This window comes from Methylocella sp., from assembly GCA_037200525.1.
Taxonomy (GTDB): domain Bacteria; phylum Pseudomonadota; class Alphaproteobacteria; order Rhizobiales; family Beijerinckiaceae; genus Methylocapsa.
Genome location: JBBCGG010000001.1, coordinates 2,893,334 through 2,914,087, shown reverse-complemented (window position 1 = coordinate 2,914,087; position 20,754 = coordinate 2,893,334). Strand labels below are relative to the sequence as shown.

At 57.6% G+C, this 20,754-nt stretch carries 24 protein-coding genes, 1 tRNA gene and 2 pseudogenes; 4 read left to right on the top strand and 23 right to left on the bottom strand.

The window, feature by feature from the left end; all coding sequences use genetic code 11:
- Positions 1–5: 5 nt before the first annotated feature.
- The 18 genes from WDN46_14265 to WDN46_14180 form a co-directional block, all read right to left on the bottom strand.
- Positions 6–299, bottom strand: coding sequence for a hypothetical protein (locus tag WDN46_14265; GenBank protein ID MEJ0094547.1), 294 nt, complete (start codon positions 297–299; stop codon positions 6–8).
- Positions 300–367: 68 nt separating this feature from the next.
- A complete protein-coding gene (locus tag WDN46_14260; GenBank protein MEJ0094546.1) occupies positions 368–562 on the bottom strand; it encodes a hypothetical protein in 195 nt (64 codons plus the stop codon).
- A gap of 316 nt (positions 563–878) precedes the next feature.
- Positions 879–1,211, bottom strand: a complete 333-nt coding sequence (locus tag WDN46_14255; protein MEJ0094545.1) for a hypothetical protein — start codon at positions 1,209–1,211, stop codon at positions 879–881.
- Positions 1,208–1,504 (bottom strand): hypothetical protein, encoded by a 297-nt coding sequence (locus tag WDN46_14250; GenBank protein MEJ0094544.1) that lies wholly within the window; start codon positions 1,502–1,504, stop codon positions 1,208–1,210. Before WDN46_14250 ends, WDN46_14255 begins: the two co-directional genes overlap by 4 nt.
- Complete coding sequence (locus WDN46_14245) at positions 1,501–1,731, bottom strand: hypothetical protein (GenBank protein MEJ0094543.1); 231 nt, start codon at positions 1,729–1,731, stop codon at positions 1,501–1,503. Before WDN46_14245 ends, WDN46_14250 begins: the two co-directional genes overlap by 4 nt.
- Complete coding sequence (locus WDN46_14240) at positions 1,731–4,280, bottom strand: hypothetical protein (GenBank protein MEJ0094542.1); 2,550 nt, start codon at positions 4,278–4,280, stop codon at positions 1,731–1,733. The genes WDN46_14245 and WDN46_14240 overlap by 1 nt, the downstream gene beginning before the upstream one ends.
- A 62-nt stretch (positions 4,281–4,342) precedes the next feature.
- Complete coding sequence (locus WDN46_14235; GenBank protein ID MEJ0094541.1) at positions 4,343–4,588, bottom strand: hypothetical protein; 246 nt, start codon at positions 4,586–4,588, stop codon at positions 4,343–4,345.
- A complete protein-coding gene (locus WDN46_14230) occupies positions 4,585–5,961 on the bottom strand; it encodes a hypothetical protein (GenBank protein MEJ0094540.1) in 1,377 nt (458 codons plus the stop codon). Before WDN46_14230 ends, WDN46_14235 begins: the two co-directional genes overlap by 4 nt.
- Positions 5,939–6,499, bottom strand: a complete 561-nt coding sequence (locus tag WDN46_14225) for a terminase small subunit (protein MEJ0094539.1) — start codon at positions 6,497–6,499, stop codon at positions 5,939–5,941. Before WDN46_14225 ends, WDN46_14230 begins: the two co-directional genes overlap by 23 nt.
- Before the next feature lie 331 nt (positions 6,500–6,830).
- Positions 6,831–6,905 (bottom strand) — tRNA-Met (locus WDN46_14220).
- Positions 6,906–6,988: 83 nt separating this feature from the next.
- Positions 6,989–7,576 carry a hypothetical protein gene (locus tag WDN46_14215; GenBank protein MEJ0094538.1) on the bottom strand — a complete coding sequence of 196 codons (588 nt, stop codon included), beginning with the start codon at positions 7,574–7,576 and terminating at the stop codon, positions 6,989–6,991.
- Positions 7,577–7,587: 11 nt separating this feature from the next.
- Positions 7,588–7,800 carry a hypothetical protein gene (locus WDN46_14210; GenBank protein ID MEJ0094537.1) on the bottom strand — a complete coding sequence of 71 codons (213 nt, stop codon included), beginning with the start codon at positions 7,798–7,800 and terminating at the stop codon, positions 7,588–7,590.
- Entirely contained in the window at positions 7,797–8,036 is a 240-nt protein-coding gene (locus WDN46_14205; GenBank protein ID MEJ0094536.1) for a hypothetical protein, read from the bottom strand. The genes WDN46_14210 and WDN46_14205 overlap by 4 nt, the downstream gene beginning before the upstream one ends.
- Positions 8,033–8,185: a hypothetical protein gene (locus WDN46_14200; protein ID MEJ0094535.1), complete on the bottom strand. Its 153-nt coding sequence runs from the start codon at positions 8,183–8,185 to the stop codon at positions 8,033–8,035. Before WDN46_14200 ends, WDN46_14205 begins: the two co-directional genes overlap by 4 nt.
- A gap of 20 nt (positions 8,186–8,205) precedes the next feature.
- Positions 8,206–8,889: a hypothetical protein gene (locus tag WDN46_14195; protein MEJ0094534.1), complete on the bottom strand. Its 684-nt coding sequence runs from the start codon at positions 8,887–8,889 to the stop codon at positions 8,206–8,208.
- A gap of 79 nt (positions 8,890–8,968) precedes the next feature.
- Positions 8,969–10,137, bottom strand: a protein-coding gene (locus tag WDN46_14190) for an IS3 family transposase (GenBank protein ID MEJ0094533.1) whose coding sequence is annotated in 2 segments (ribosomal slippage) — positions 8,969–9,873 and positions 9,873–10,137 — 1,170 coding nt in all. Because the reading frame shifts where the segments join, the coding sequence is not laid out codon by codon here.
- 609 nt (positions 10,138–10,746) lie between these two features.
- Positions 10,747–11,835 (bottom strand): acyltransferase, encoded by a 1,089-nt coding sequence (locus WDN46_14185; GenBank protein ID MEJ0094532.1) that lies wholly within the window; start codon positions 11,833–11,835, stop codon positions 10,747–10,749.
- Between the two features lie 218 nt (positions 11,836–12,053).
- On the bottom strand, positions 12,054–12,314 hold the full coding sequence (locus tag WDN46_14180; protein MEJ0094531.1) for a hypothetical protein: 261 nt from the start codon (positions 12,312–12,314) through the stop codon (positions 12,054–12,056).
- A 104-nt stretch (positions 12,315–12,418) separates the two neighbouring features.
- Between WDN46_14180 and WDN46_14175 the strand changes: the two genes are divergently transcribed.
- A complete protein-coding gene (locus WDN46_14175; GenBank protein MEJ0094530.1) occupies positions 12,419–12,661 on the top strand; it encodes a hypothetical protein in 243 nt (80 codons plus the stop codon).
- Between the two features lie 85 nt (positions 12,662–12,746).
- Positions 12,747–14,375 (top strand): GMC family oxidoreductase, encoded by a 1,629-nt coding sequence (locus WDN46_14170; protein ID MEJ0094529.1) that lies wholly within the window; start codon positions 12,747–12,749, stop codon positions 14,373–14,375.
- Between the two features lie 35 nt (positions 14,376–14,410).
- Here WDN46_14170 and WDN46_14165 read toward each other — a convergent pair.
- The 3 genes and pseudogenes from WDN46_14165 to WDN46_14155 form a co-directional block, all read right to left on the bottom strand.
- A pseudogene (locus tag WDN46_14165) lies at positions 14,411–14,644 on the bottom strand (IS701 family transposase).
- 19 nt (positions 14,645–14,663) lie between these two features.
- Entirely contained in the window at positions 14,664–15,080 is a 417-nt protein-coding gene (locus tag WDN46_14160; protein MEJ0094528.1) for a GtrA family protein, read from the bottom strand.
- Positions 15,081–15,867: 787 nt separating this feature from the next.
- Positions 15,868–16,014 carry a hypothetical protein gene (locus WDN46_14155; protein ID MEJ0094527.1) on the bottom strand — a complete coding sequence of 49 codons (147 nt, stop codon included), beginning with the start codon at positions 16,012–16,014 and terminating at the stop codon, positions 15,868–15,870.
- Positions 16,015–16,026: 12 nt separating this feature from the next.
- On the opposite strand from WDN46_14155, the gene WDN46_14150 reads away from it, so the two are divergent.
- Positions 16,027–18,219: an AAA family ATPase gene (locus WDN46_14150; protein ID MEJ0094526.1), complete on the top strand. Its 2,193-nt coding sequence runs from the start codon at positions 16,027–16,029 to the stop codon at positions 18,217–18,219.
- A 351-nt stretch (positions 18,220–18,570) separates the two neighbouring features.
- Positions 18,571–18,777 (top strand): hypothetical protein, encoded by a 207-nt coding sequence (locus tag WDN46_14145; protein MEJ0094525.1) that lies wholly within the window; start codon positions 18,571–18,573, stop codon positions 18,775–18,777.
- Positions 18,778–18,913: 136 nt separating this feature from the next.
- Here WDN46_14145 and WDN46_14140 read toward each other — a convergent pair.
- Both WDN46_14140 and WDN46_14135 read right to left on the bottom strand, forming a co-directional pair.
- Positions 18,914–19,009 (bottom strand): annotated as a pseudogene (locus tag WDN46_14140) (IS5/IS1182 family transposase).
- A 521-nt stretch (positions 19,010–19,530) separates the two neighbouring features.
- Positions 19,531–20,163 carry a Hint domain-containing protein gene (locus tag WDN46_14135; GenBank protein ID MEJ0094524.1) on the bottom strand — a complete coding sequence of 211 codons (633 nt, stop codon included), beginning with the start codon at positions 20,161–20,163 and terminating at the stop codon, positions 19,531–19,533.
- Positions 20,164–20,754: the final 591 nt, after the last annotated feature.

Below are 20,754 nucleotides of genomic sequence, written 5' to 3'. Positions count from 1 at the left end.
TCGGGTTAAGCCTCGACAGACGCCTTGGCCGGCTGTCGATATCCTTCAATTAGCCGGTCCATGGCCTGCAACGGCGTGAGCGACTCTTCAACCCAGAAATATCGCTTCTCGACGCCCTCTCGGGTCGAGAACGACATACATTCGATCCTATAATAGCTCTTCTCGATAATGACCGGCGATGGCTGCCGATCATATTCATAGATAGATACTGGCGAAATCGCCGCAGCGGTCGTCAGGCGTGTTCCAGTGACTTCGCGCATGTGCCCGTCGGATGCCCCGCCGATGCAGAGAATCTTCATCAGGTGCGCTCCGGGCCAAGCGTCGCGATCGGCCGGGATTTCAATTCAATGATTGACGACATGGGCGCTCAATACTGCGGCGCGCTGGGATAGGACTGCATTGGCTGTTGCATCACTTGCGACGGAGGCGCCTGACCGAGCATCCCAGGCTGGCCCTGCTGCGCCTGTTGCAACGCCATGCCGTTGCCGGTCACCGCGCTTTGCCCGTACTGCGATGTGGGGAGCTGTCCGCTCATGCCGGGGGGCGCGTAACCGGCACCCATCAGCTGTTGAATCATCATTTGCTGGTAGGATTGGGGGTCCATTAGATTATCCCTTCCGGAGGCGCGGGCAACAGCCGCCAAAACGTCGGGTTGCGCCCTAATTCGCAGTCCGACGCGTAACTACCGGGAGCTTGCACCCACCAATTTTTTCCGTCGAATTCGGCAGTCGTCATCACGGCCGGCTCGGGACGGCGGCACTTTTGGGGTCCGTTTCCTGTTCCGTAATATTCATAATATTCAGGACAAAATACTAGCAGCACGATCCCAGTTGGAGCCTCGACTATAGGTCTCCAGTCCATCGTCGCCGCCATATTCGCTAGCCGAGAGCCACGTCAATGCAGCGCAAGGCGACGTTGGTCTGCGCCACTCGAGAGGAAAGCTCGCTCAGTCGCTCATGCAACGCCCCAACGAGTCCGACCGGCTCCGGTTTGCCATGTTCAGACTCACCTCCACGCGGCGGCGAAGACACCAACTTGCCTTTGATGTCCAGAGCCAATGCCAGATTGGCGTCTACGTCGTTGATGATCTTCAATATCATCGACGCCGCCGAAGATACGGATTCCACTTCAGCGACATTTTGGCATTGGGTGAGGCCGCTAATTGCCTGGACCGCAGTCTGATTGCTGAACCGATCGTTTAGCCTGTTCATGCTCGTTTCCCGTTCCTGATATCGTAAATCGTCTTCTTGATGGCGTCGACGCGCTCGCGGCGGTCCAATTTGATGGGTGCCCGCGGCTTAAATACGTGGTCCCCAACTTCACAACATCCCGCCGCTTTCGTCGCGTGGCGAAATGCCGATTTGCTGTCATAGACACGGCCATCGGCCATATGGCGCAGCGGCTCCATACCGTCTCGGATCAGATGAAAGCCGCCATCGAGCGGCTCAGCGTCCTCTTTGCGGACCATTTTGCCGTCGCGGAAGACGAAAGTTTCCCGGCTCATTTCACCTGCTCAATTAGAAGCGAAAGCGCATCGCGCAGACAGATTGCCTCGCTTAGTTTAAGATCGAGCTCGGTATCGGATGACGCTTCATAAGGGCCCGACGAGATCAACAACGAAATTGGGCGATCGCGCTCAATATTGCCGTCATCGTCTTCTGAGACGAGCACAGTGACTACGCTTTCTATGAATTTTCTCGCCTTGTACCCAGACCTGAACTCAATTTTCATCACGCTGCTCCGTTCGGCGCTGGCGTTGGCGCCATGAGCGTTTCGATCCGCCGCTGATGCGCCAAACCGGTTGCCTCCATCTCGCGGGCGTGCGTCTGCGCCGCAATCTGCGCCTGCAATTGAAGTTCGGCCATTTTCTGTGCATGCTCGGCGGCGCGATATTCGGCCTCCCGCTGCATTTGCGCCATTTCCATCTGCGCTTTCTGCTGCGCGACCTGAGCGTCGAGCGTATTGGTCGCCATCGCGCGCTGATTGTCCTCAGCTGAGGCCTGAGCATCGATCTGCGCTCGCTGGATCTCAGCCTGCGATTTGGCCTGCGTCTCCTGCAACTCCAATTGCTGCTTCTGGATCTCGGGATTGGGCTGCGCTGGCGCGATCTGCTTCGCGACAGCATCCTTCTCGGATTTGTCGATAAATTCCTCGATGGTGCTCTCGAGATCGCGACCGGCGCGGAAACCTCGCACGCCGAATAGCAGCATTTTCCCAAGCATGGGCACGGCATCGGGGTTCATCTGCCCGATTTTGAAGCTTTCTTCGATGAATTGGGTCGTCGCCTTCAAGAACTCCGTCCGGGCCTGCTTATCTTGGTTCACATCATCGACGATTGTGGAGTCCGTCTCGATGTCGATGCGGAAGCCGCGCATTTTGTCCTGCTTCAGAAGGTCGATCGCCTTCATGATCAGGATTTGCTTCTCCTGCTGATGAGCTTGCATCTGCATTTGGTATTGAGCCATCTGCATCTGAAATTGCGCGTCGGGATCTACCGCAGGTGCAGGTGCACCGACTCCACCGGGCGGCTGCGGAGCCGCGTGAACCATCGGATTTGAAGGCGGAACGCTGGTAGGCGCTCCTCCAATAGGCGTTGCAGGCTGGCCGACTTGCGTTCCCGCAGGCGAAATTGGCACCGAGGGTTGCTGTGACCGAACCGGCGGCATAGGCAAGCCGTTGGGATCATGCATCCCTGATGGAGCGCCAAGGGGCGGCCCTCCGTTATGTCCGAGCATGGGCGATTGGGGTGGCTTTGGCGCAACTGGGGCTGGCCCACCGATCCCGTCATCAAACATCGCTCCTGAAATATTGATCAGCGTCTCGACTGGAAAATGCTCGGCGATAATCTCGCCCATCATCTTGATGGTGTCGCGGCAGAAGCGGGCGACTTCCGTCTGGCGCCGTTGCAATCTCAAGCTGCCCCAACGGCCCTTCGTCTGCACCGCCTCGGCGGTCTCGCGCGGATCCGCCTGCCCCCGCATAATGTCGGCGAGGCCTGTGATTTCGTAGAGATCTTTCTTGATCTGCTCGCGCGCCTGTGTGAGCCCGACGAGAACGTCCGAAATCTCCTTGATCGGCAGGAACGAGATCGCCGAAGACAGCCCACCTTTTTCCGCAAATGCGGCCCAAGATGAAACCGGGATCAGCTTATTCTCGTGCCCTTCATCAAGCAGCCGCGCCAATTGCTTCTGCGACGAGTCGTAGACGCCGGCGACCTTCAAAGCTTTGATGAGCAGGCTGATCCGGTTCGTGAGATTGTCGATCTCAATGGCCTGATCCTGATATTCGATGTAATCCGGAACGGGCTCAATGGTGTCGTTCGTCATCGTGGCGAACAGGGGCTTCGGGCACGGCCAGAAGCCTTCGAGATTCAGCGGATCCTCGCGCGGCTCCTCGAGGAACTTATCGAACCCTTTCGCGATCGTATAAACCTTCCGCGTCGGCTTATGCCAGATCTCAAAAACGATGGCCTTTTTCATGGCATCGGGCATTTGATCGATGTTGCGGCCGATCTTATTGAGTTCGTCCGTCTCGGGCGTCATCTCCAGTGGGACGGCTTTACCGATCTCCTCGCCGAAATCGTCAATCAGATCCTGGCGCGAGGGGAACAGGCGCCGCGCGACCCATTCAACTTCTTTCCAGAAGCGCGCCTTCGAGGTGAAGAAATCCTGCCAGTGGACGTAATCGATCTCCACATTGGCGCTGAGAAGGCGCTCCGCCGGCGCCTCGTCCGTTTGGGCGTCGCCGTCGGTTTCCTCCTGCCTATCGAGATCCGAAGGCTCTTCACCAACGTCAAGCGGATCGCCAGCTCTATCTGAAAGTTCGTCGTCGCCGCGATCCGTCAAGCTCGACGCCGCGCCGATCACCGGTTTGAACCGCAGCCACGGCACGCCGCGACCGACAAGCAAAAAGTCCAGGACGCATTGTTCCATCGTATCATGGAAGCCGCTGTCCGGCAGCTCGTAGCGCATCGCGCGCTCGAGAATTTGCGCCGCGGCCCGCCCGACGACATCGCGATCCAAAAACCGATGTTCGGCGATCGGAACCGGCTCGCGCCCATAGATTGAGGGCTGAAGCGTCTGAACGTTCGACCAGAGGAGATTCATCCTCATGGGCAAACCGACGTTCTGGCCTTCGTCCGGCCGCTCCTCGCGGTAGCGCTTAATGATCCGCTTGCAGCGGCGCTCCCAACGGTCGCTGCGCTTTTCGGCTAACTCGATCTGGAGCTTCCACGCCGCGCAATCTTCATCGACCGCGGCCGCCGTTACTGGAGGCGACACATCCGCGTCCGAATTCGCAAACTGACGTATGCGCTTGCATGGTCCGCGCGGGGCAATCGCCATCAATCTCTCTCGAAATATTTGCAGCCCATCATGGGCTCAACGTACCCAGCGACCAGATCGCATTTATGCGCGCGGTAATATTCGCAGAGACCGCAGCGGTGAAAGGGCTTGCCCTTCTTGTATTCGGCGTTCTCTTTGGTGAATTTCTCTCCGGTTGCTTCAACGCGCTCTTTTGCGCTGGGCGCCGCGCCATCGGAATCGTAACCGCCGCGAGATTGGCCGGTATTGTCCATCTCGTCGGTCATATCCGCCCACTCCTATGCCGACGTCCCCGGTCTTCCCAGAGCTCGTCCAGCGTGGTTTCTTCCAACGGTTGAAACCGCGTATCTTTCACCGGCTCCGGGATATCGACGCGCCAGGCCTGCGACAAATACTGAAACGCTTTAGCTCCGTGCGACGACCAATCGTGCAGCGCGCTCGCTCGGAACGCCTTCAGCGTGTCGTCCCACTCCCGCCGATAGCTCTCAAGGCACGCAATGCCCATATCTTCCGTCCGGGGGTGAAAGATGCATTTCGGCAGTGTCGAGCGGATCGCCTGATGACCGTCCGCGTCCGAACTGCGGGGCACGACGTGCGGCCGCAGCCCGAGTTCAAGCATGGTCTCAACGCGGGTGCGGTCCGTGCCCCACTCTTTTACCTTGGCGTCATGCGGGACGAAGTCCTTGCCAGGCGTCCAGCCGTATTCTTTCTGCTTGCGCTTCAGAACATCGGAGTAATGCTGAACGCCGACGCCATGGGCCGCGTAATAATCGAGGATGTGAAGACCACCCGGCAAAATCTGAAACCCCCAGATTGCCGTCGAGTCCCTGACGCCCAGATCCCACGCCGTATGAACCGGGAGGCCTTCGACAACCCCGATATCGCGGATCCGGCCCTCAGCACGAACCGACGCCATCTCACGCGCATAGAAAGCGCCGAGGATCGCCGCATTGAAGGAGCAGAGATATTCCTGCTCGAATTGATTATTGCCGAGATCTTCGCCATAGAGCGCGACGTATTCGGCCCGGCTTTCTGCCAACTGCGCCGGTGTCAGCGCGCCGGTATCCTCTATCGTCGAGACTTCAGCGAACCAGCCCGGCGTCTTTCTCGCCATATCCAGCATGGACTTGGCGTGATTCCGTCCACGAGGCGTCGTGATGAACGCGGCCCAGCCGTTATTCTCGATCAGCATCGGCCGGATGTAAGCCCAAGCGATCGGGTTGGCCAAAGCCCATTCCGAGAAGACGACGCCTGCGACGCCGGCGCCGACAAGGCCGTCATAGCGATCCGACCCGATCACCTGCCAGGTCGAGCCGTTTTTCAGCCGAATGAACATTTCCTGGTCATTCGTCGATGCCCTCACCTCGGGAGGGAAGGCTTCGTCAATCCGCCTTTTCCCAGTGTGCGGGTTGACTGCCGTCCACAGCGCCTTGCGAGCCTGGGCATATTCCGGCAGGCAATGCCAATAGGACGCCACGCGCCGGTGCGCCAATTCGCAAGTCACCGCGAGCGCGATCTCATCCTTTCCCCAGCGGCGATGAGCAATTTCTATGGCCCGCTTGCCGCCGCCGATTAGATATTCGTGGAGAGGCCGCTGATACCAACGGACGCGGCGCTCAATCTCGCGGACGGCTTTCATAGATGGTTTTGAATTCCACGCTGCCGTCGCTGCTCAATTCCAGCCGATCTTTGAACATGCCCACGAACTTGCCGAGCTTCTCAAGCGCCGAGAGCTTGTCATGGAATTTGATTTTGACGCCGCCCTTTTCATTCTGGCTGACCTCGGCAATGGCGGCCGCAGTGTTATCGTCGATCTCGTCGCTCGCGATGATTTCAACGGTGTTCGTAACGATATTCTTGATCACGAGGACGTCGCCGCCGTCCGGATTGTCCTCTTCAGTGATCCTGGCGCTGTGCCATCTCACTGCCTTGCGGATGTCCGAGAAGCCGATCTTGACCAACTCTTCAGCTATGCGCTCGACGGTAACGCCGGCCTTTTGAGCGGCTTGGCTCAGGATTTCCTCAACTCGGCTCCGGATACCCTCATTTGACTTCAGACGCTGAGCATTCTTGAGGCTGGGCGTGTATCCTGCCTTGGCGTAAGCGGCCTCTGCCGTCGATCCCTTTGCAAGCTCCTGGGCGAAGAGTTCATGCTTGGGATTGGTCAGGACGGGCATTTCTCAATCCTGAATTGTTTCCGATCGGCCGACAACGGGCGCTTGCGAAGAGGCTAGCCCTATGAGTTTGCCGCAAGCGTTGACGGCACAGGCCTCTTACCGATCGAAACTCCGGCCCACGGCGCGGCCGCTTTCGCTACTCGCCATCGTTTTTTCCGGGACCATCCTTTGGATGATCGGGCACCAAACTGGCGGGGGCTGTCGGCTTAGCGCACCCCCAACGCGATTATCTTAGGCCGGCTCTGCATCGCGCTTCATCCAACCTTAGCGCGACAGAAGTCTCTCTCAGCTGTGATCAGCAGCTTCAACGAGTGTTGGTCTTCTCAAAACTTGGTTGCGGAAGTCAGATTTGAACTGACGGCCTTCCGGGTATGAGCCGGACGCGCTACCACTGCGCCTTTCCGCGACAAAAAACGCCCGAACCTTGCGGCCGGGCGTGATTTTGTACGTTACAGATTCGTCGCTGATTTGCTCTAATAAGTCAACTGCCTAATTATGCTCCAATTCATTTTCCACACTCATCTCGAATTGATGTCGGCGTGGGCGCGTCGCGCCGATCCCAACTCCCCAAAACTCCGTGAGATCATCGAGCGCAAGTCGCAATGCTGCGGTAAAATAGGATAGCGTTGCATATGTGGGCTTCTCGGCCTTATCGCGCGCGCGCGCCAAATCATAAACAGCCATCCGATCGCCTATGACGCTGACGAGAAGCGCATAATACCGGGCGCCGAGATGCTGGCGGATTTCCTTCAATTCCTGAACCGCCTCGGCGACGCCCTTGGGAAGGCCACGATGCGTGAACGAGATGTCAACTTTGACTTGGCTGTAGTCAATTGCGCGGGCGCCCCCGATCTCTGCGCGGTCGAACAGCTCGAGGAAGCGATCACCGGCTTCTTTCTGAGGGGCGTTGATTGTTTTCCTCGCCACCATGCTGTCGAGCGGGTGGACGCGGATGTTTTTCATTACCGTCAATTGCTTCGCCGGTTCGAATGGATCTTGGATTGAGGCTGGCTCCAATTCCACGGAGCAGTTTAATCCTGGCAACGTGATCTGCTGCTTTTTGCGTTTCTTGGTCATGGATTTGGCCTCTATGATGGCTGCCGCTGGGCTTCATCAGCCGCGGCGCGCCGGAATAATTCAGACCTGACGCGGATCAATGCTGCCTCTTCTCGGGGAGACCACCGCAGGCATTGATTGTTGGTGTGGGCGTCTTGGCGGGCGACGAGACGCTGCTCCATGGCCATGAGATGGGCAGTGGATAGACGGGGCATGAGCTCGACGAGCACAGAGGACCCGGTCATTTCAGCGCCTCGTCGACCATGGCGGTGAAGACGATATTTGCATCGATCGTATCGATGTGGCCGACGAAGTAATCTCTCGAGGTGGCCGAAAGCAACATCGCTTCAGTTGGCTCGTTCATCGCCTCTATCACCGCGCGGACAAGCCTTCGTGCCAATTTGCTCGATATTCTCGATCCTGTAGCGGAGGCCATTTCATCCTCTACTATTGCGCGTGCGCGCTCGACCATTTCGCTCATGGCCTCCGCTCCCATACCGCCCAAAACATCATCCGCCAGAAGGTCGCAATGGTTTCCGCCTGGCATGAGGCGATCTCCACCATTTGGTGAGCCATGGCGGCTGAAGCGCGCCGGCGCCGGGCTTCGCGCGCGGCGGCGAAATCGATCACGTTGGATTTTCGAGAAAGATTCATGAGACACCTGCAAGCGGCGCGCGCTCTTTCTCGAGCGCGATGATGGCGGGCAAGAATTCTGCAAGGACGTGTGCGGGTACGAGACAACCGCCCATTCGCGGGCGAGGCCCCAGCGACGCAGGCCATGGGCCATCGCCCGATTTGTAGCGCTGCATCCACAACCGCCAGTCGGCGTCGCTGATCTCTTTCGGCCCAGGCGCGGCCGTCTGCATGGCCGGGGCCTTCTCATGCGCTTCACGGATTGCGCCGTCGAAATATGTCAAGCTGGAAATCGAAGGATTTCTCGCCAGGCATTCCCGGATCACGGCGATGCAAATCTCCGGTTTGCAGCCCTGCGAGATCCAAATTTCAGCTCGGTGGGTATTCGGAAACTTTTGTGACCCGGCCTGCCGGAAGGCATCCATGATCGATTTTTTAAAATCGACCAGCGCGCCAGCTGCGCTAGCAGCTTCTGGTATATGGCTTATGGCTTCTGGCTTATGGGTGTTAAGTCTATCCTTAACCTCACCCTTATCCGACGCAGGAATTTCCTTTTGTTTACTGAGGCTTGGGTTGCCACCGTTTTTCCCATTTTTCCGTGCTAAAGAAGACTTCTTTTCATCACGAACTATCCTACGGGAATAAATTACGCCTTTGCGATCGCGGGAGAACACACCGTTTCGTTCTAGCTCTAGCAGCAAGGTCTCAACCTCCGGCGATGCGAGACCGACTATGCGGGCGATCTCTGGCCTGCCCCCATGGGGTGATCCAGTTTGAATGTTAGTGCATTGTCGGCCCTGGCGCTATTGCTGGCGTGGCGGGCGAAGCTGGTCCGGATTGCGAAGCCGGCCATTGCAGGGTCTCCGGGGCTGGCGGCTTGTAGCCCAGCGATGAGTGCGGGCGCACGGTGTTGTAGTGGCGTCGCCATCGCTCAATGACGACCTTCGCCTCCTTGAGAGTGTAGAAGATTTCACCATTCAAAAGCTCGTCGCGCAGCTTCGAGTTGAAGCTCTCGCAATAGCCGTTCTCCCAGGGACTGCCCGGCATGATGTAGGCGGTCTTCGCGCCGACGGCGGCAATCCAGTCACGCAACGCCTTGGCGATGAACTCCGGGCCGTTGTCGGAACGAATGTGGATCGGAACCCCTCGCAAGATGAAGAGGTCCGAGAGAACGTCGATGACGTCCGCTGCCTTCAGCTGCCGGTTAATCCTGATCGCGATGCATTCGCGGGTAAATTCGTCGATGATATTCAGCATGCGATATTTCCTGCCATCATGAGTGCGGTCCTCGACGAAGTCATAGGACCAGACGTGGTTGGGGCATTGCGGGCGCAGCCGGACGCACGAGCCGTCATTGAGCCAGAGACGCCCGCGCTTGGGTTGTCTGGCCGGAACTTTCAGCCCCTCGCGTCGCCAGATCCGCTCGACCCGTTTGACGTTGACCTTCCAGCCTCGCTCCCACAACATCGCCGTGATGCGGCGGTAGCCATAGCGGCCGTACTGGATGGCGAGCGCCGTGATGTCGGCGATCAATGCCGCTTCGTCATCGGGCTTGGTCGGAACCTTGCGCTGCGTGGAGCGATGCTGACCGAGAACCCGGCAAGCGAACCGCTCGGAAACGCCATGTTCGGCGATCACATGCTCCACGCAGGCGCGACGACGCGCGGAGCTCAGAAGTTTCCCGAGGCAGCCTCTTTCAGGATCAGCTTCTCAAGCGTCAAATCGGACACCGCTCGACGGAGCCGCGTATTCTCCGCCTCCAGCTCCTTCAGCCGCTTCACCTGATCGCCCTTCAGGCCGCCGTATTCCGACCGCCATCGATAGTATGTAACTTCCGTCACCCCTATCGAGCGGATCGCCTCCGCGACCGGTCGCCCTTGCGCGCTAAGCACTTCGACTTGCCGTAGCTTCGCGACGATCTCTTCCGCCTTGTGTCTTTTCCTCGGCATTGCGCAGTCCTCCATCAGGCTCATAAGCCCATACTTCACGGAGGATCACTTTTCAGGGGGCAGACCACTGCCTCCTCGCGGCAAAAGGCCGTCTAGTCCCCAGCGAAGTTCATCCAACGCTTCAACATCCGTCGAAGCCAAATCTGGGGAAACATGAATCACTCAATCGCCGTCCTCAACGCACAACTTTCCCGTTTTCGCATGCGAAAGATTTAATTCGACGACTTTACACATCATCAGGGCGCGCTCCTGCTTTGCGCTAAGCATAGCATAAGGACCAGCAGGGCGAAAAAGCCATAGATCAGGCGCAAGAAAGGCGGACCCCACAGCGTCAGCAAAATCGCCCATAAAATCCAAATGGCCATCGGCGCGTCCTTATTTTTCCGTCTCTACTTTTTATAGGCTTTCGAATTGCGCCGTCATCGCCCAAACGGGTCTCTGGCAAAAGCGATATGGCGTCTCACTTTATTGGTCTTCCCCTGAAAAGAGATCCTCCCTGAGGTATCGCTTTCAGAGGCGAAGGAGGAATCGAAATGGCGCGAAAGAGATACAAACCTGAGGAGATTGTCGCGAAGCTTCGGCAGGCGGCCACGCCTGCAGCGAGCGCTTTCATGTCTGCGCGCGGCTGATCGGCCGCATGTGAGGCGACGCCTTCATGATTGCGCCCATCAGTAAGCGGCGCGCCGGCGTCTCGAAATATTCGTAGCTGACAGCCGCCATGGCCACGACTCCCAGAGCCGTCGCCAATACCAGCAATCTTGCGTTCGCTGAGCTTAGATCGTTGATCGGATGACCGCTCGCGGCAAACGCTACCATGACAGCGTAATGCGTAGGCGCGTGGCTGAGATAAATTGAATACGACCAGTTGCCGAGAGCGACCGCCGGGCGCGAGTTTAGCAGCCTGCCCGCAACGCCCGTTGTATTGACGCCATAAAATATGAGGCACCCGAACGCGCCCACGGTAAAGAAATCCTGGCGCGTTATGATCGCCAAGCCCATGAATAAAATTGTGAGAATTCCAGCTCGCTTTATTAGGAGCGCGGCTCCCCCCGAATGCGCACGATAGATGAGCGCGCCAATTGAAAATTCAGAGAGAGTGCGGACCAGCGCGGGAACGCCCTGGACGAAATTTAAGCTTCCGCCGTGAGCGATACTTAGCGACGCCAGGATGGCTACGCAGCAGGCGGCCATCAGCTGCGGATATTTTCCCGTGACGAGTAGGCCGGCGGAGAAGACGAAAAAAACGTAGGCTTCCGCTTCGGTGCTGATGGACCACGATGGGTAATTCCAACTTAGGCCGCCGCCGTACCATTGTTGCAGCAGAACCGGCTGAAGCACTAACGATCCATCGGAAAACGACACAAACTTTAGTGGCGTCCCGGATAGAACGACAGTTATCACCATGGCCAGCGTCGTAAGGGCAAACAACGGGTAAATGCGAGCGAAGCGCGCTATTGCAAATTGCATCCAGTGCGCCCGCCAATTCGATGCTAGCAAGCGCCCATAGACGTGAGCGATTACGAATCCGCTGAGCATGAAAAAAAGGTCAACCGCAAGATATGCGTGGCCTAGGAATGGCAGCATATCGGAGAGGTGCGCTTGCGGCAGAAAGAAAATGCTGAAATGGAACAGGGTGACCGCGATCGCTGCGATCCCACGCAAGCCATCTAGGGAAGGAATTCGTTTCGCATAACTCATTTGGAAAATTGCAGCCGTGGGAACAGAGTTTTCGCCATGCCGCGGCAAACAATTCTCATGACTTCCACTCCCCCAAATGTAATCCGTCCCACGAAAACCTTCCGCACTCCAAGCGACGGCTTATTCTACTGGCGAAATTGTTGAAGTCGGCGCTGACGCCGCCGCTCAGGACGCCGCAAGAAGAGGTTAGGCTCTAGGATAGAAGCCATAATTGCGTTCTAGGCGCATGACGCGTTTGCGCCTTTTATGCGCTTCGGCCCCACGGCGATCTTTTCGCTCACGTCCAGTTCGAATCTACGTATGTCCGGCAATGTTTGCGGGAAGCCAATATCGCCACGCCTTGCAAGCGCCTCCACAAACTCAAGTATTACCTCATTCGGGTCTTTCAGAGCGTTAAATGTCTCGGTAAGCCGATCAATGACGATATTCGCGGCGATTTTCGATTGGATGCTCGCGACCGAGCCGCGGCGCACGGTCATCGCGCCAGCGCGCGCGTTTCGTCCGACGCTCGCCGGCATTCGTGAGACCGACGCTGAGCATACCGAGCCGCCGGACTATGCGGCGACTAATCGGATCGCCGCAAATGCCCGCGGCGCAAGAAATGAGCCCGGAGGCGAGAACGAACCTGGCGGCGGCCAAGGCGCACCAGTGGATCAGGGTGGCGGCGGATCCGAGCCTATCGCCGGCCGCGGCGCAGACTGCGCGGCACCTCGCGACGGTCGTCGGCGCGGGAGCTGAAACTCCGGCAACGAGCGAACGCGGCGATGGCGCAAACAAGCGGGGATCAGGCAGTGCAGGAGCGAATGGCCATGCCTCGCAGCAATAGCGAGCGCTGAGGCGAATCACAAGGTGGGCAAGGCGGCAGATGAGAATAGGATCGAGAGCGATGTTGCAGACCCCATGTCGCCATCATGATCCTTGACGGACGACGCATTCCGCAGGACGACGAACTTGAGACCGACATGTGCATCGTCGGCGCGGGCGCGACCGGCATAACCCTCGCGCGGTCACTCGATCTTAGTGGGTTGAATGTCTGCCTGCTCGAAAGCGGCGGCATGGACTACGATTCGCAGACCAACAGCCTTTATGAGGGCCGGAATCTCGGCCTGCCCTATTGGCCCCTGGCCGAATGCCAACTGCGCATGATCGGCGGCAACACCAACGGCTGGGGCGGCTGGTGCCGTCCGCTCGAAGCCCTGGATTTTGAACGGCGAGACTGGGTTCCATGCAGCGGCTGGCCATTCGGCGCCAAAGAACTCGCACCCTATTATCCGCGCGCCCAGGAGATCTGCCAACTTCGGCGCGACAATTTCGATGTGGCGGCGGCGGTTTCGCATTTGGCCGATCCAAGCGCCGGCGTCATCCCGGCCGACCCGGCGCGTTTCGAAACCCACCTCTATCAGTTCAGCCCGCCGACCCGCTTCGGCCGGGTCTACCTCGACGAAATCAGACGCTCCGAGCGGATCATGTGCCTGCTGCACGCCACCGGCATGGGCATTCAGGTCACCAACGACGCCAGCCAAGTCGCCAGCATGCGTGCGGGCAGCCTGACCGGCGCCCGTTTCCGCGTGCGCGCCAAGATCTATGTTCTGGCCTCCGGCGGCATCGAGAATGCTCGCCAGCTGCTGCTCTCGCGCGACGTTGCGCCCTTAGGGCTGGGGAACGACCACGATCTCGTCGGCCGCTACTTTACGGAACATCCGCACACCAAACGCCGAATGTTCCTTAACGCCAAGCGCCCGGCCCTGGCGCTCTACGGGCTCAAATATTACGGCCGCGGCCTGGCGGCGCGCCTGTCCCTTACCCCCGCCCAGCAAGAGCACGAGGCTTTGCTGGGCTATTCCGCGAATCTTCACGCCGAGTATCGGGGCGAGGCCGGCGCCGGATTCGCCTCTCTGCGCAAACTCGTGCTCACCCTCAGCCAGTCACGCAGCTTGGATCCCTTTGTGCGGGCGCCGCCCTATGGCCCAAAGGGCATCACCGCGCGCGACATCGGCAACATCATCGCCAACCTGCCGGGCACCACGTTCAGCGGATTCCTGCAGGCCTTTCGCACCGAGGCCTTCGTCAAGCACTACGTGCTGGAGAGCAAGTCCGAGCAGGCGCCCAATCGCGATAGCCGCGTCACGTTGGATCACGCGCGCGACCGCCTGGGACTGAACCGATCTTGCCTGGACTGGTGTACCCTGCCGATCGATCGACGCACTATCGTGCGCGCCGAAGAGTTGCTCGGCGAGGAACTGCAGCGGCTGAACATCGGCCGACTCGAGCCTTTGACCCCGGACGAGGTCGAATCCTGGCCGCGAACCGGGGTGGAAGGAGGCTGGCACCAGCTCGGCACCACGCGCATGGCCGACAACCCGCGTGAGGGTGTGGTCGACCGCAACTGCCGGGTGCACGGCGTGGCCAACCTGTTCGTGGCCGGCGGTTCGGTCTTTCCGACAGTCGGCACGGCGCCCCCGACGCTCACGGCAGTCGCGATGACCTTGCGTTTGGCCGATCACCTCAAACAGCGCTTCGTCGCAGCCGTTTGCAAATAAATATCGTCCGGCGAAAAGTAACCGTGACTCGCTATATGCTGCTGACCTTTATCGAGGATACGCTGAGGCGGCCCGTCTGCGACGCGAATGCGTTGGGCGACGAAGCGGGCGCTCAGAGGACCGTTGACGCCGCGGCGCCAGCTGACTTTCCTCCATTTGATCCCGGCCAGCATCGCCTCGGCCGCCACAAAGAGTGTATCGGGGATTTGGTTCTTGCGTGGCCGGCCTCGTTTCACCAAAGGAAAGATTAAGGAAACGCCGGCGGGATAGTGCGACTAACCCGAGCGGCTAATCCTCGTTCAAAAACGTCGAAGCAATCGCCGCCGGCAGCTTATCGGGGTAAAAGACCAGTAGGGACCGGCCGATAAAATTCCAGACCAGAACAACCGGAAGGGTGAGGATTTTCGCGACCGCGGGGATCATATCGAGGCCATCGACTAGACCCACGACGATCAGGGTGTTCAACGCGAGGCCGATCAGCACGACGAGCGAAAGACGCAGCAATTCGACGCCTAGGCTGAATCGGCCGCCAACAAAAGCAATTTTCAAAGAAAGGAAGTAGTTTGCCACGTTTGCAAATATGAAACTCGCCACTGACGCCAAAATAAGCGGAATGCGGATGAATAACATCATTTGGAAGCTGGTTAACTCAATGAGGAACGACATGCCTCCCACGAACGCATAAATGAGAAATTGCGCGTACATTATTTTGGAGCTTCGCCGCATCAATCTCCCTCCGACATTTTCGGCGCCAATCTCGGCGATTGAGTTCGGCGGGCTGCCACGCTCAGCGGATCGTGCAGGAGGCTTCGTGAATGACATGACCATGCCCAGCGCCGACAGACATTTGCGCGTCCGAAGATAGAGACAATCAATGCTCGCCGCCGTCGGCGACGCGCCCCGGGCTGAGCAGGACACGTCAAAGACCACGGACGCCATTCAGCGTGTGCGAACAGGCGCGTCATGTCGCGATGCTGCATATTGTAGAAATATGCCTCGTATGACGAGGGACTCACGTTGCCAATTATCAAAACGAGCGTCGCACCCGACAATGGCTAAGAAGCGGATTTTCAACGCAGCGCTTGAGCCGATCATTGCGGCAGCCCTTGATGCAAGGGCTTCGGCGTGGTGCTTTTCAAATGTTGGGCGCAATTGTTTACGATCCCAATAAACCATAAAATATAGCTATAATACCCAATTTCGTTATTGAAATGCGCTGAGTTGAGGTGCAATTTCAATCATGCTAAGATAATTTTTTGTTGAGGGCAATAGGACGGTCATATTTTGACATGCAATCTATCTAGTTGACGCTTCCGAATGAAAGATGATGAACGTCGATTGCCGTCAATATTATCCCGTCATTCATGCCATGCTGTTTTTGATGCCGATATCGTCGCCCAAGATTAGAACTGTGAAAATAACCAAACCTTCTCACACGTCGCCGACTCCGGCGGGGTGGCTTCCCGGTCCTGGCTGAGCAGGGAGGCGTCCTTCACGAGCCGCTTGGGCATTGTTTATTTAAAACGATCAAAGGCTTATTGAAGCGATGCTGCAAATCAACCCATTGGGCAATATGCCCGCCGCCGCCAACGGCGATCTTGGCCTCCAGAGCGATTTGTCCGTTATCGACCTTGTTCATTCGGCAATCGGAATGGTCAAGCGGCAGTCCTGGACTATTCTCGTCATTACATTATGCGCATTGTCTCTCGGAGCGCTCTATCTATACATCACGCCGCCGAGCTATACCGCCATAGGAACAATGGTGATCGACACGCGCAAAACGCAATTCCTGAAGGAGCAGCCGACGGTCGCCACCCCTCCCGTCGACGCTGGCGCCGTTCAGACGGAGGTTGAGATACTGAAATCGCCGAAGATAAGCTTGGCGGTGATCGACGCATTGCAACTCACGCATGATCCCGAGTTTGTTGGCGACGGCCAAGACTTGATCCCGAGATGGATTGGATCTTTGCTGGGCGCTCAGAGCATCATGAAGTCGGATGCTCCCCCTTCGGAAGCCGAATTAACCGACCGGGCGCTCGCCACTTTTGAAAACCGCCGCAGCGTGGTTCGCGCCGGCTCGACCTATGTGATGGAAATCGGCTTTCGTTCCCGCGACCCTGCAAAAGCAGCCAAAATCGCCAACGCCATCGCCGACGCCTATCTGAAAGAACAACTGGACGCGAGATATGAAACCGCCCGCCGCGGCGGCGGATGGCTGCAGGACAGTCTTACGAAACTGCGGACCGAAGCGTCGGCCGCAGAGCGGGCAGTGGTCGATTTCAAGCGGGCGAACAATATCGTCGAGAGCGGCAAAGGTCTGCTCGTCAACGAACAGCAACTTTCTGAATTGAACACCCAGCTGATCACCGCGCGGGCTTCGACCGCCGAAGCGAAGGCTCGCCTCGACCGCGTTGACGCGGTGATCGATCAAGGCCTTCCGGACGCATCCGTGGCCGATGGTCTGAAGAGCGAGGTCATCGTCCGCTTGCGTAATCAATATGTGGATTATGCAGCGCGCGAGCGCATCTTCTCGGCGCGATACGGCCAGAACCATCTGGCGACCGTCAATTTGCGCACGCAGATGCAGGAGATCCGGCGCAACATCGACGACCAAATGAGGAAGATCGCCGAAAGCTACAAGAGTGATTATGAGATCGCTTCCGCGCGCGAGCAGAGTTTGACCAACAGCCTTAAAGGCGTCATCGCGGAATCGCAGAGCACGAACTCCGCTCAGGTCAAATTGCTGGAACTCGAGAGCGCAGCGCAAAGCTACCGGACGATTTACGACAGCTTTCTCCAGCGTTACATGGACGCGGTTCAGCAGGAGTCTTTCCCGATAAACGATTCCCGGCTGATCGGGCCGGCGATCGCCCCGACCAAGCAAAGCCAACCCAACAACCTCATGGTCATGGGGATGACTGGCGCCGGCGGCTTGGCGTTCGGCTTCTGCCTCGCGCTTTTTCGCGAAATGTCGGACCGCGTTTTCCGCACCGGCTCCCAAGTCGAGGAGATCTTCAAAACCAATTGCGTCACCATGTTGCCGGGGCTTAAGTCTGATAAAGCATCGCCTCGCGACGACGGCGCGTCCGATCGCGGACCGGCGGCTACAAGAGCCGTTCCTCCAGTCGGCGACATACTGCGCCATGCCGTGGATTCGCCCTTCTCGCAATTCGCTGAAGGTTTGCGCCTGCTGCAACTCGTCGCCGACCTCAACGGCCCGGCAAAACTGAACAGGGTCATCGGCGTTACGTCGACTTTGCCGAACGAAGGAAAGTCAACCATTGCGTCGAATTTTGCGCATTTGATAGCTCACGCCGGCGAGCGCACGATCTTGGTCGACTGCGACCTGCGCAATCCATCTCTCACGCAAAAGATCGCGCCGGACGCATCCATCGGCCTCGTCCATGTCATCGCCGGACGAGCCGAAATCGCTGATGCAATGTTGACCGATCCCTCGACTGGATTGCACTTTCTGCCCGCAGGCGTAACGGGCAAACTCCTGCACTCAAATAAAATACTGGGATCTCTTGCGGCGAAGCATTTTTTCGATCAATTGCGCGAGATGTTCGATTATGTGATCGTCGATCTTCCGCCGATCGTGCCCATCGTCGACACAAGGGCGGCGGCTAACTTCATCGATTCCTTTATCTACGTCATAGAGTGGGCGCGCACCAACAGACGCCTGGCTCAGGATACGCTGCAAAAAACGCCGGAAGTTCGCGAACGCCTTCTCGGCGTCGCGATGAATAAGGTCGACCTTGCAAAAATGTCGCGTTACGAAGGAGACGTCAGTCATTTCTCCTACCACGAAAGCTATGCTCGCTACGGCTACGTGGAGCAGTGACCGGACACACATGGGGCAATTGCCGCGAAAAAAAGACTCGCGGCCGGCTCGCCAGGAAGACAATGCGGTTGGGCTGACTTTCTTCAGTCCTCTTGAGCGCGCATCAAGAGATCAAGCCACAGCTCTGGCGCTCCGCTGTTCTATTCGACGGCAGATAAGTTGATGCGGTCCTAGATTCGAGCGCGTCGGCACGTGCGTCAGAAGGAGCCGTATGCCGCCCGCCAACGATGTTCGGGCAAAGGTTCCGACAGGCGCGGCGTGATGGAATGGCGATTGCAGTGTAAGCAGCGATCCGCTGGGGCTGTCCAACGGATGGCGGATTTGCTCCTTGTTGAGCTCGGCGACCGCGTCATGGATGGCGTGACCGAGATCGTCCGCGGCGAATGTCTGATAGGCGAGATGATGCCGTTTCAAATTGCGCCAGACTTCTTCGATATCGTTCAGTTCGCGAGCTCATTTGAGCAACCACTCAATTGCCAGCCAGCGCGCCGGCTCAGTAAGCACAGCGCGCGTCACGCGGTTGTCGAGCATGAGGGGGTCGGTTTGATCGCACCCTAACGTTGCGCTTATTTGCGGCAAGATAAATTGCGGCCAAGCCGTCAAAATCCTGAACGTTTGAAGTAAGGGAGGTTATGGAAAATCAAGTCGTCTTTCGCTCGGGTCAGCAGCTCACTAGCGACGATTTCAATACCGTAAGCGGCTCGATGTGTGACCACTCATCGTCCGTCAAATCGCTTGGATAGCGCAGCTTGTCACGATTGTATTTCGCGCGATTTTCGGACGTCCACACCGGCGACCCCTCTTCGAATCAGGCCGCCTCCAATGAATCATAAATGATTCATCCGATTCAACTACCTCCCGAACGGACGCTTAAGGAACCACCGGTTGGGCGCTCCGGTGAAATTTCTAAAAATCAAACGACAACCGCGCCAATCAGCAATGAGGCGATCAGCAAAAATAGGAAGGCGGCTTTGGCCTTCCAACTTGGCCCGCCGAATCGGCGCAGTTGCTTAATCATTTAGCGCTGCCTCATATCGAATTCGGCAACCTGCTTTCGGTCGGGATCATACTTGCATACGACAACAATATGCGATTGGGCTCCGAAGCCATTTTAGAATGTGGCGTTGCTCTCCCAGAGAGTAGACTAGGCGTTCGCCGTCGGAGGAGCGGCGAATATCCGGCTCGCATTCATGCGGTTCCTGGAGCTTGGACTTACCGATCCGATTCCAGATGCGGCGGCCGCCAAGCCTTCACGCCGGCGAAGACAAGGCGCTTAAAGGTGTCCCCGCGGCGATTGGCGCGGGAACACGATCACTCCGCGCTTTCCATTGAAAGCGAGGTTGCACGTTCCGCCAAACGGTCGCGAATGATATCGAGTTTCTCCGGCTCGCGCCACGGAGACATCAAGTTGCGGAGTCGCGCAGTCAATTCGCCGCGTCGTCCGCGGAACGAAATCGGTGCGCAGGCGAGCTCGCTCGCAGCCGGCGGCCCATATAAGCGGAGGTAACTTGCGAAGTTATTGGCGTTCTCGCTGACATTCAACAAGGTTTCGCAGGGAGCGCCTTCTGCATAAATCACATCGTGCGATTCGAGCTTGATGTGGAAAAATTCAAGCTCGTCATGTTCGTCGGCGCTGTAGAGGTCAATCGTCACGCCGTTGATCAGCCTGTCAGCCGAGACGAGCATCCCATCAATGAACAGTGCGTGGGTCTGCGTCACATACAAATCGGCGGAAGGGATATTCGCTCCCAAAGCCGAACGCTTGATTCGTACGGGTCTGACGTCCCTCGCCCACGGCTTGCCGGGAGCGCTTTTTCTATATCGCGAATATCCGATCCATTGAATCGGGCGCGGCGCTCCCAGAGCAGTCGGCAGAATGTCTCCGATGGCCAAATCTTCGACGCTCCGTTCGCCTTCAACGGTGCGAATTCTCGTGCCCTTCATAAAACAATTGCCTCGGCCCGAATGCCGGTGCGAAAATGGCTCGAAAAACCGCCACAGGCCCCGCTCTTCGCGGCTACTGAGTTCCATGGCAGAGGCTGGCGTCACTTTGGCGATTGTCGCAGATGCGACAATCGCTCCAATTGCCATAACGTTACGGGCGCCAAGCGCCAAAAAATTGCGTTTTGATGTCTGGGGTTGCTCTATCATTTGATCATACTCGTCATGAATGAGAAGACAATCGTAAATGATGCGATAACAATCATTCCAGAGCTGTTAAATAACAGCACTAATCATCAGCCAAATGTATAAGCGCGCCGCAGCAGTTTTTTCAATAATCCAATACAATAGAGAATTAACAGATAGTTGACGCTCTCACATGATCCATTTGCGTCATTCGCCTCCTCATTGTCGTTGCGAGAAAGCGAACCGCCCGAAACAAATCCGAATAACTGGCTGGATAAACGCTATAGCAACGTCGGTAGCAATTGGGGCATCAAAACGGGCATTTCTGTGCCGAGTGACGCTTAACAATTGCCATATTTCGTCATATACTCGCCGACGCCTTTATGGCGTTTTGGGGCTGTCGCCCCT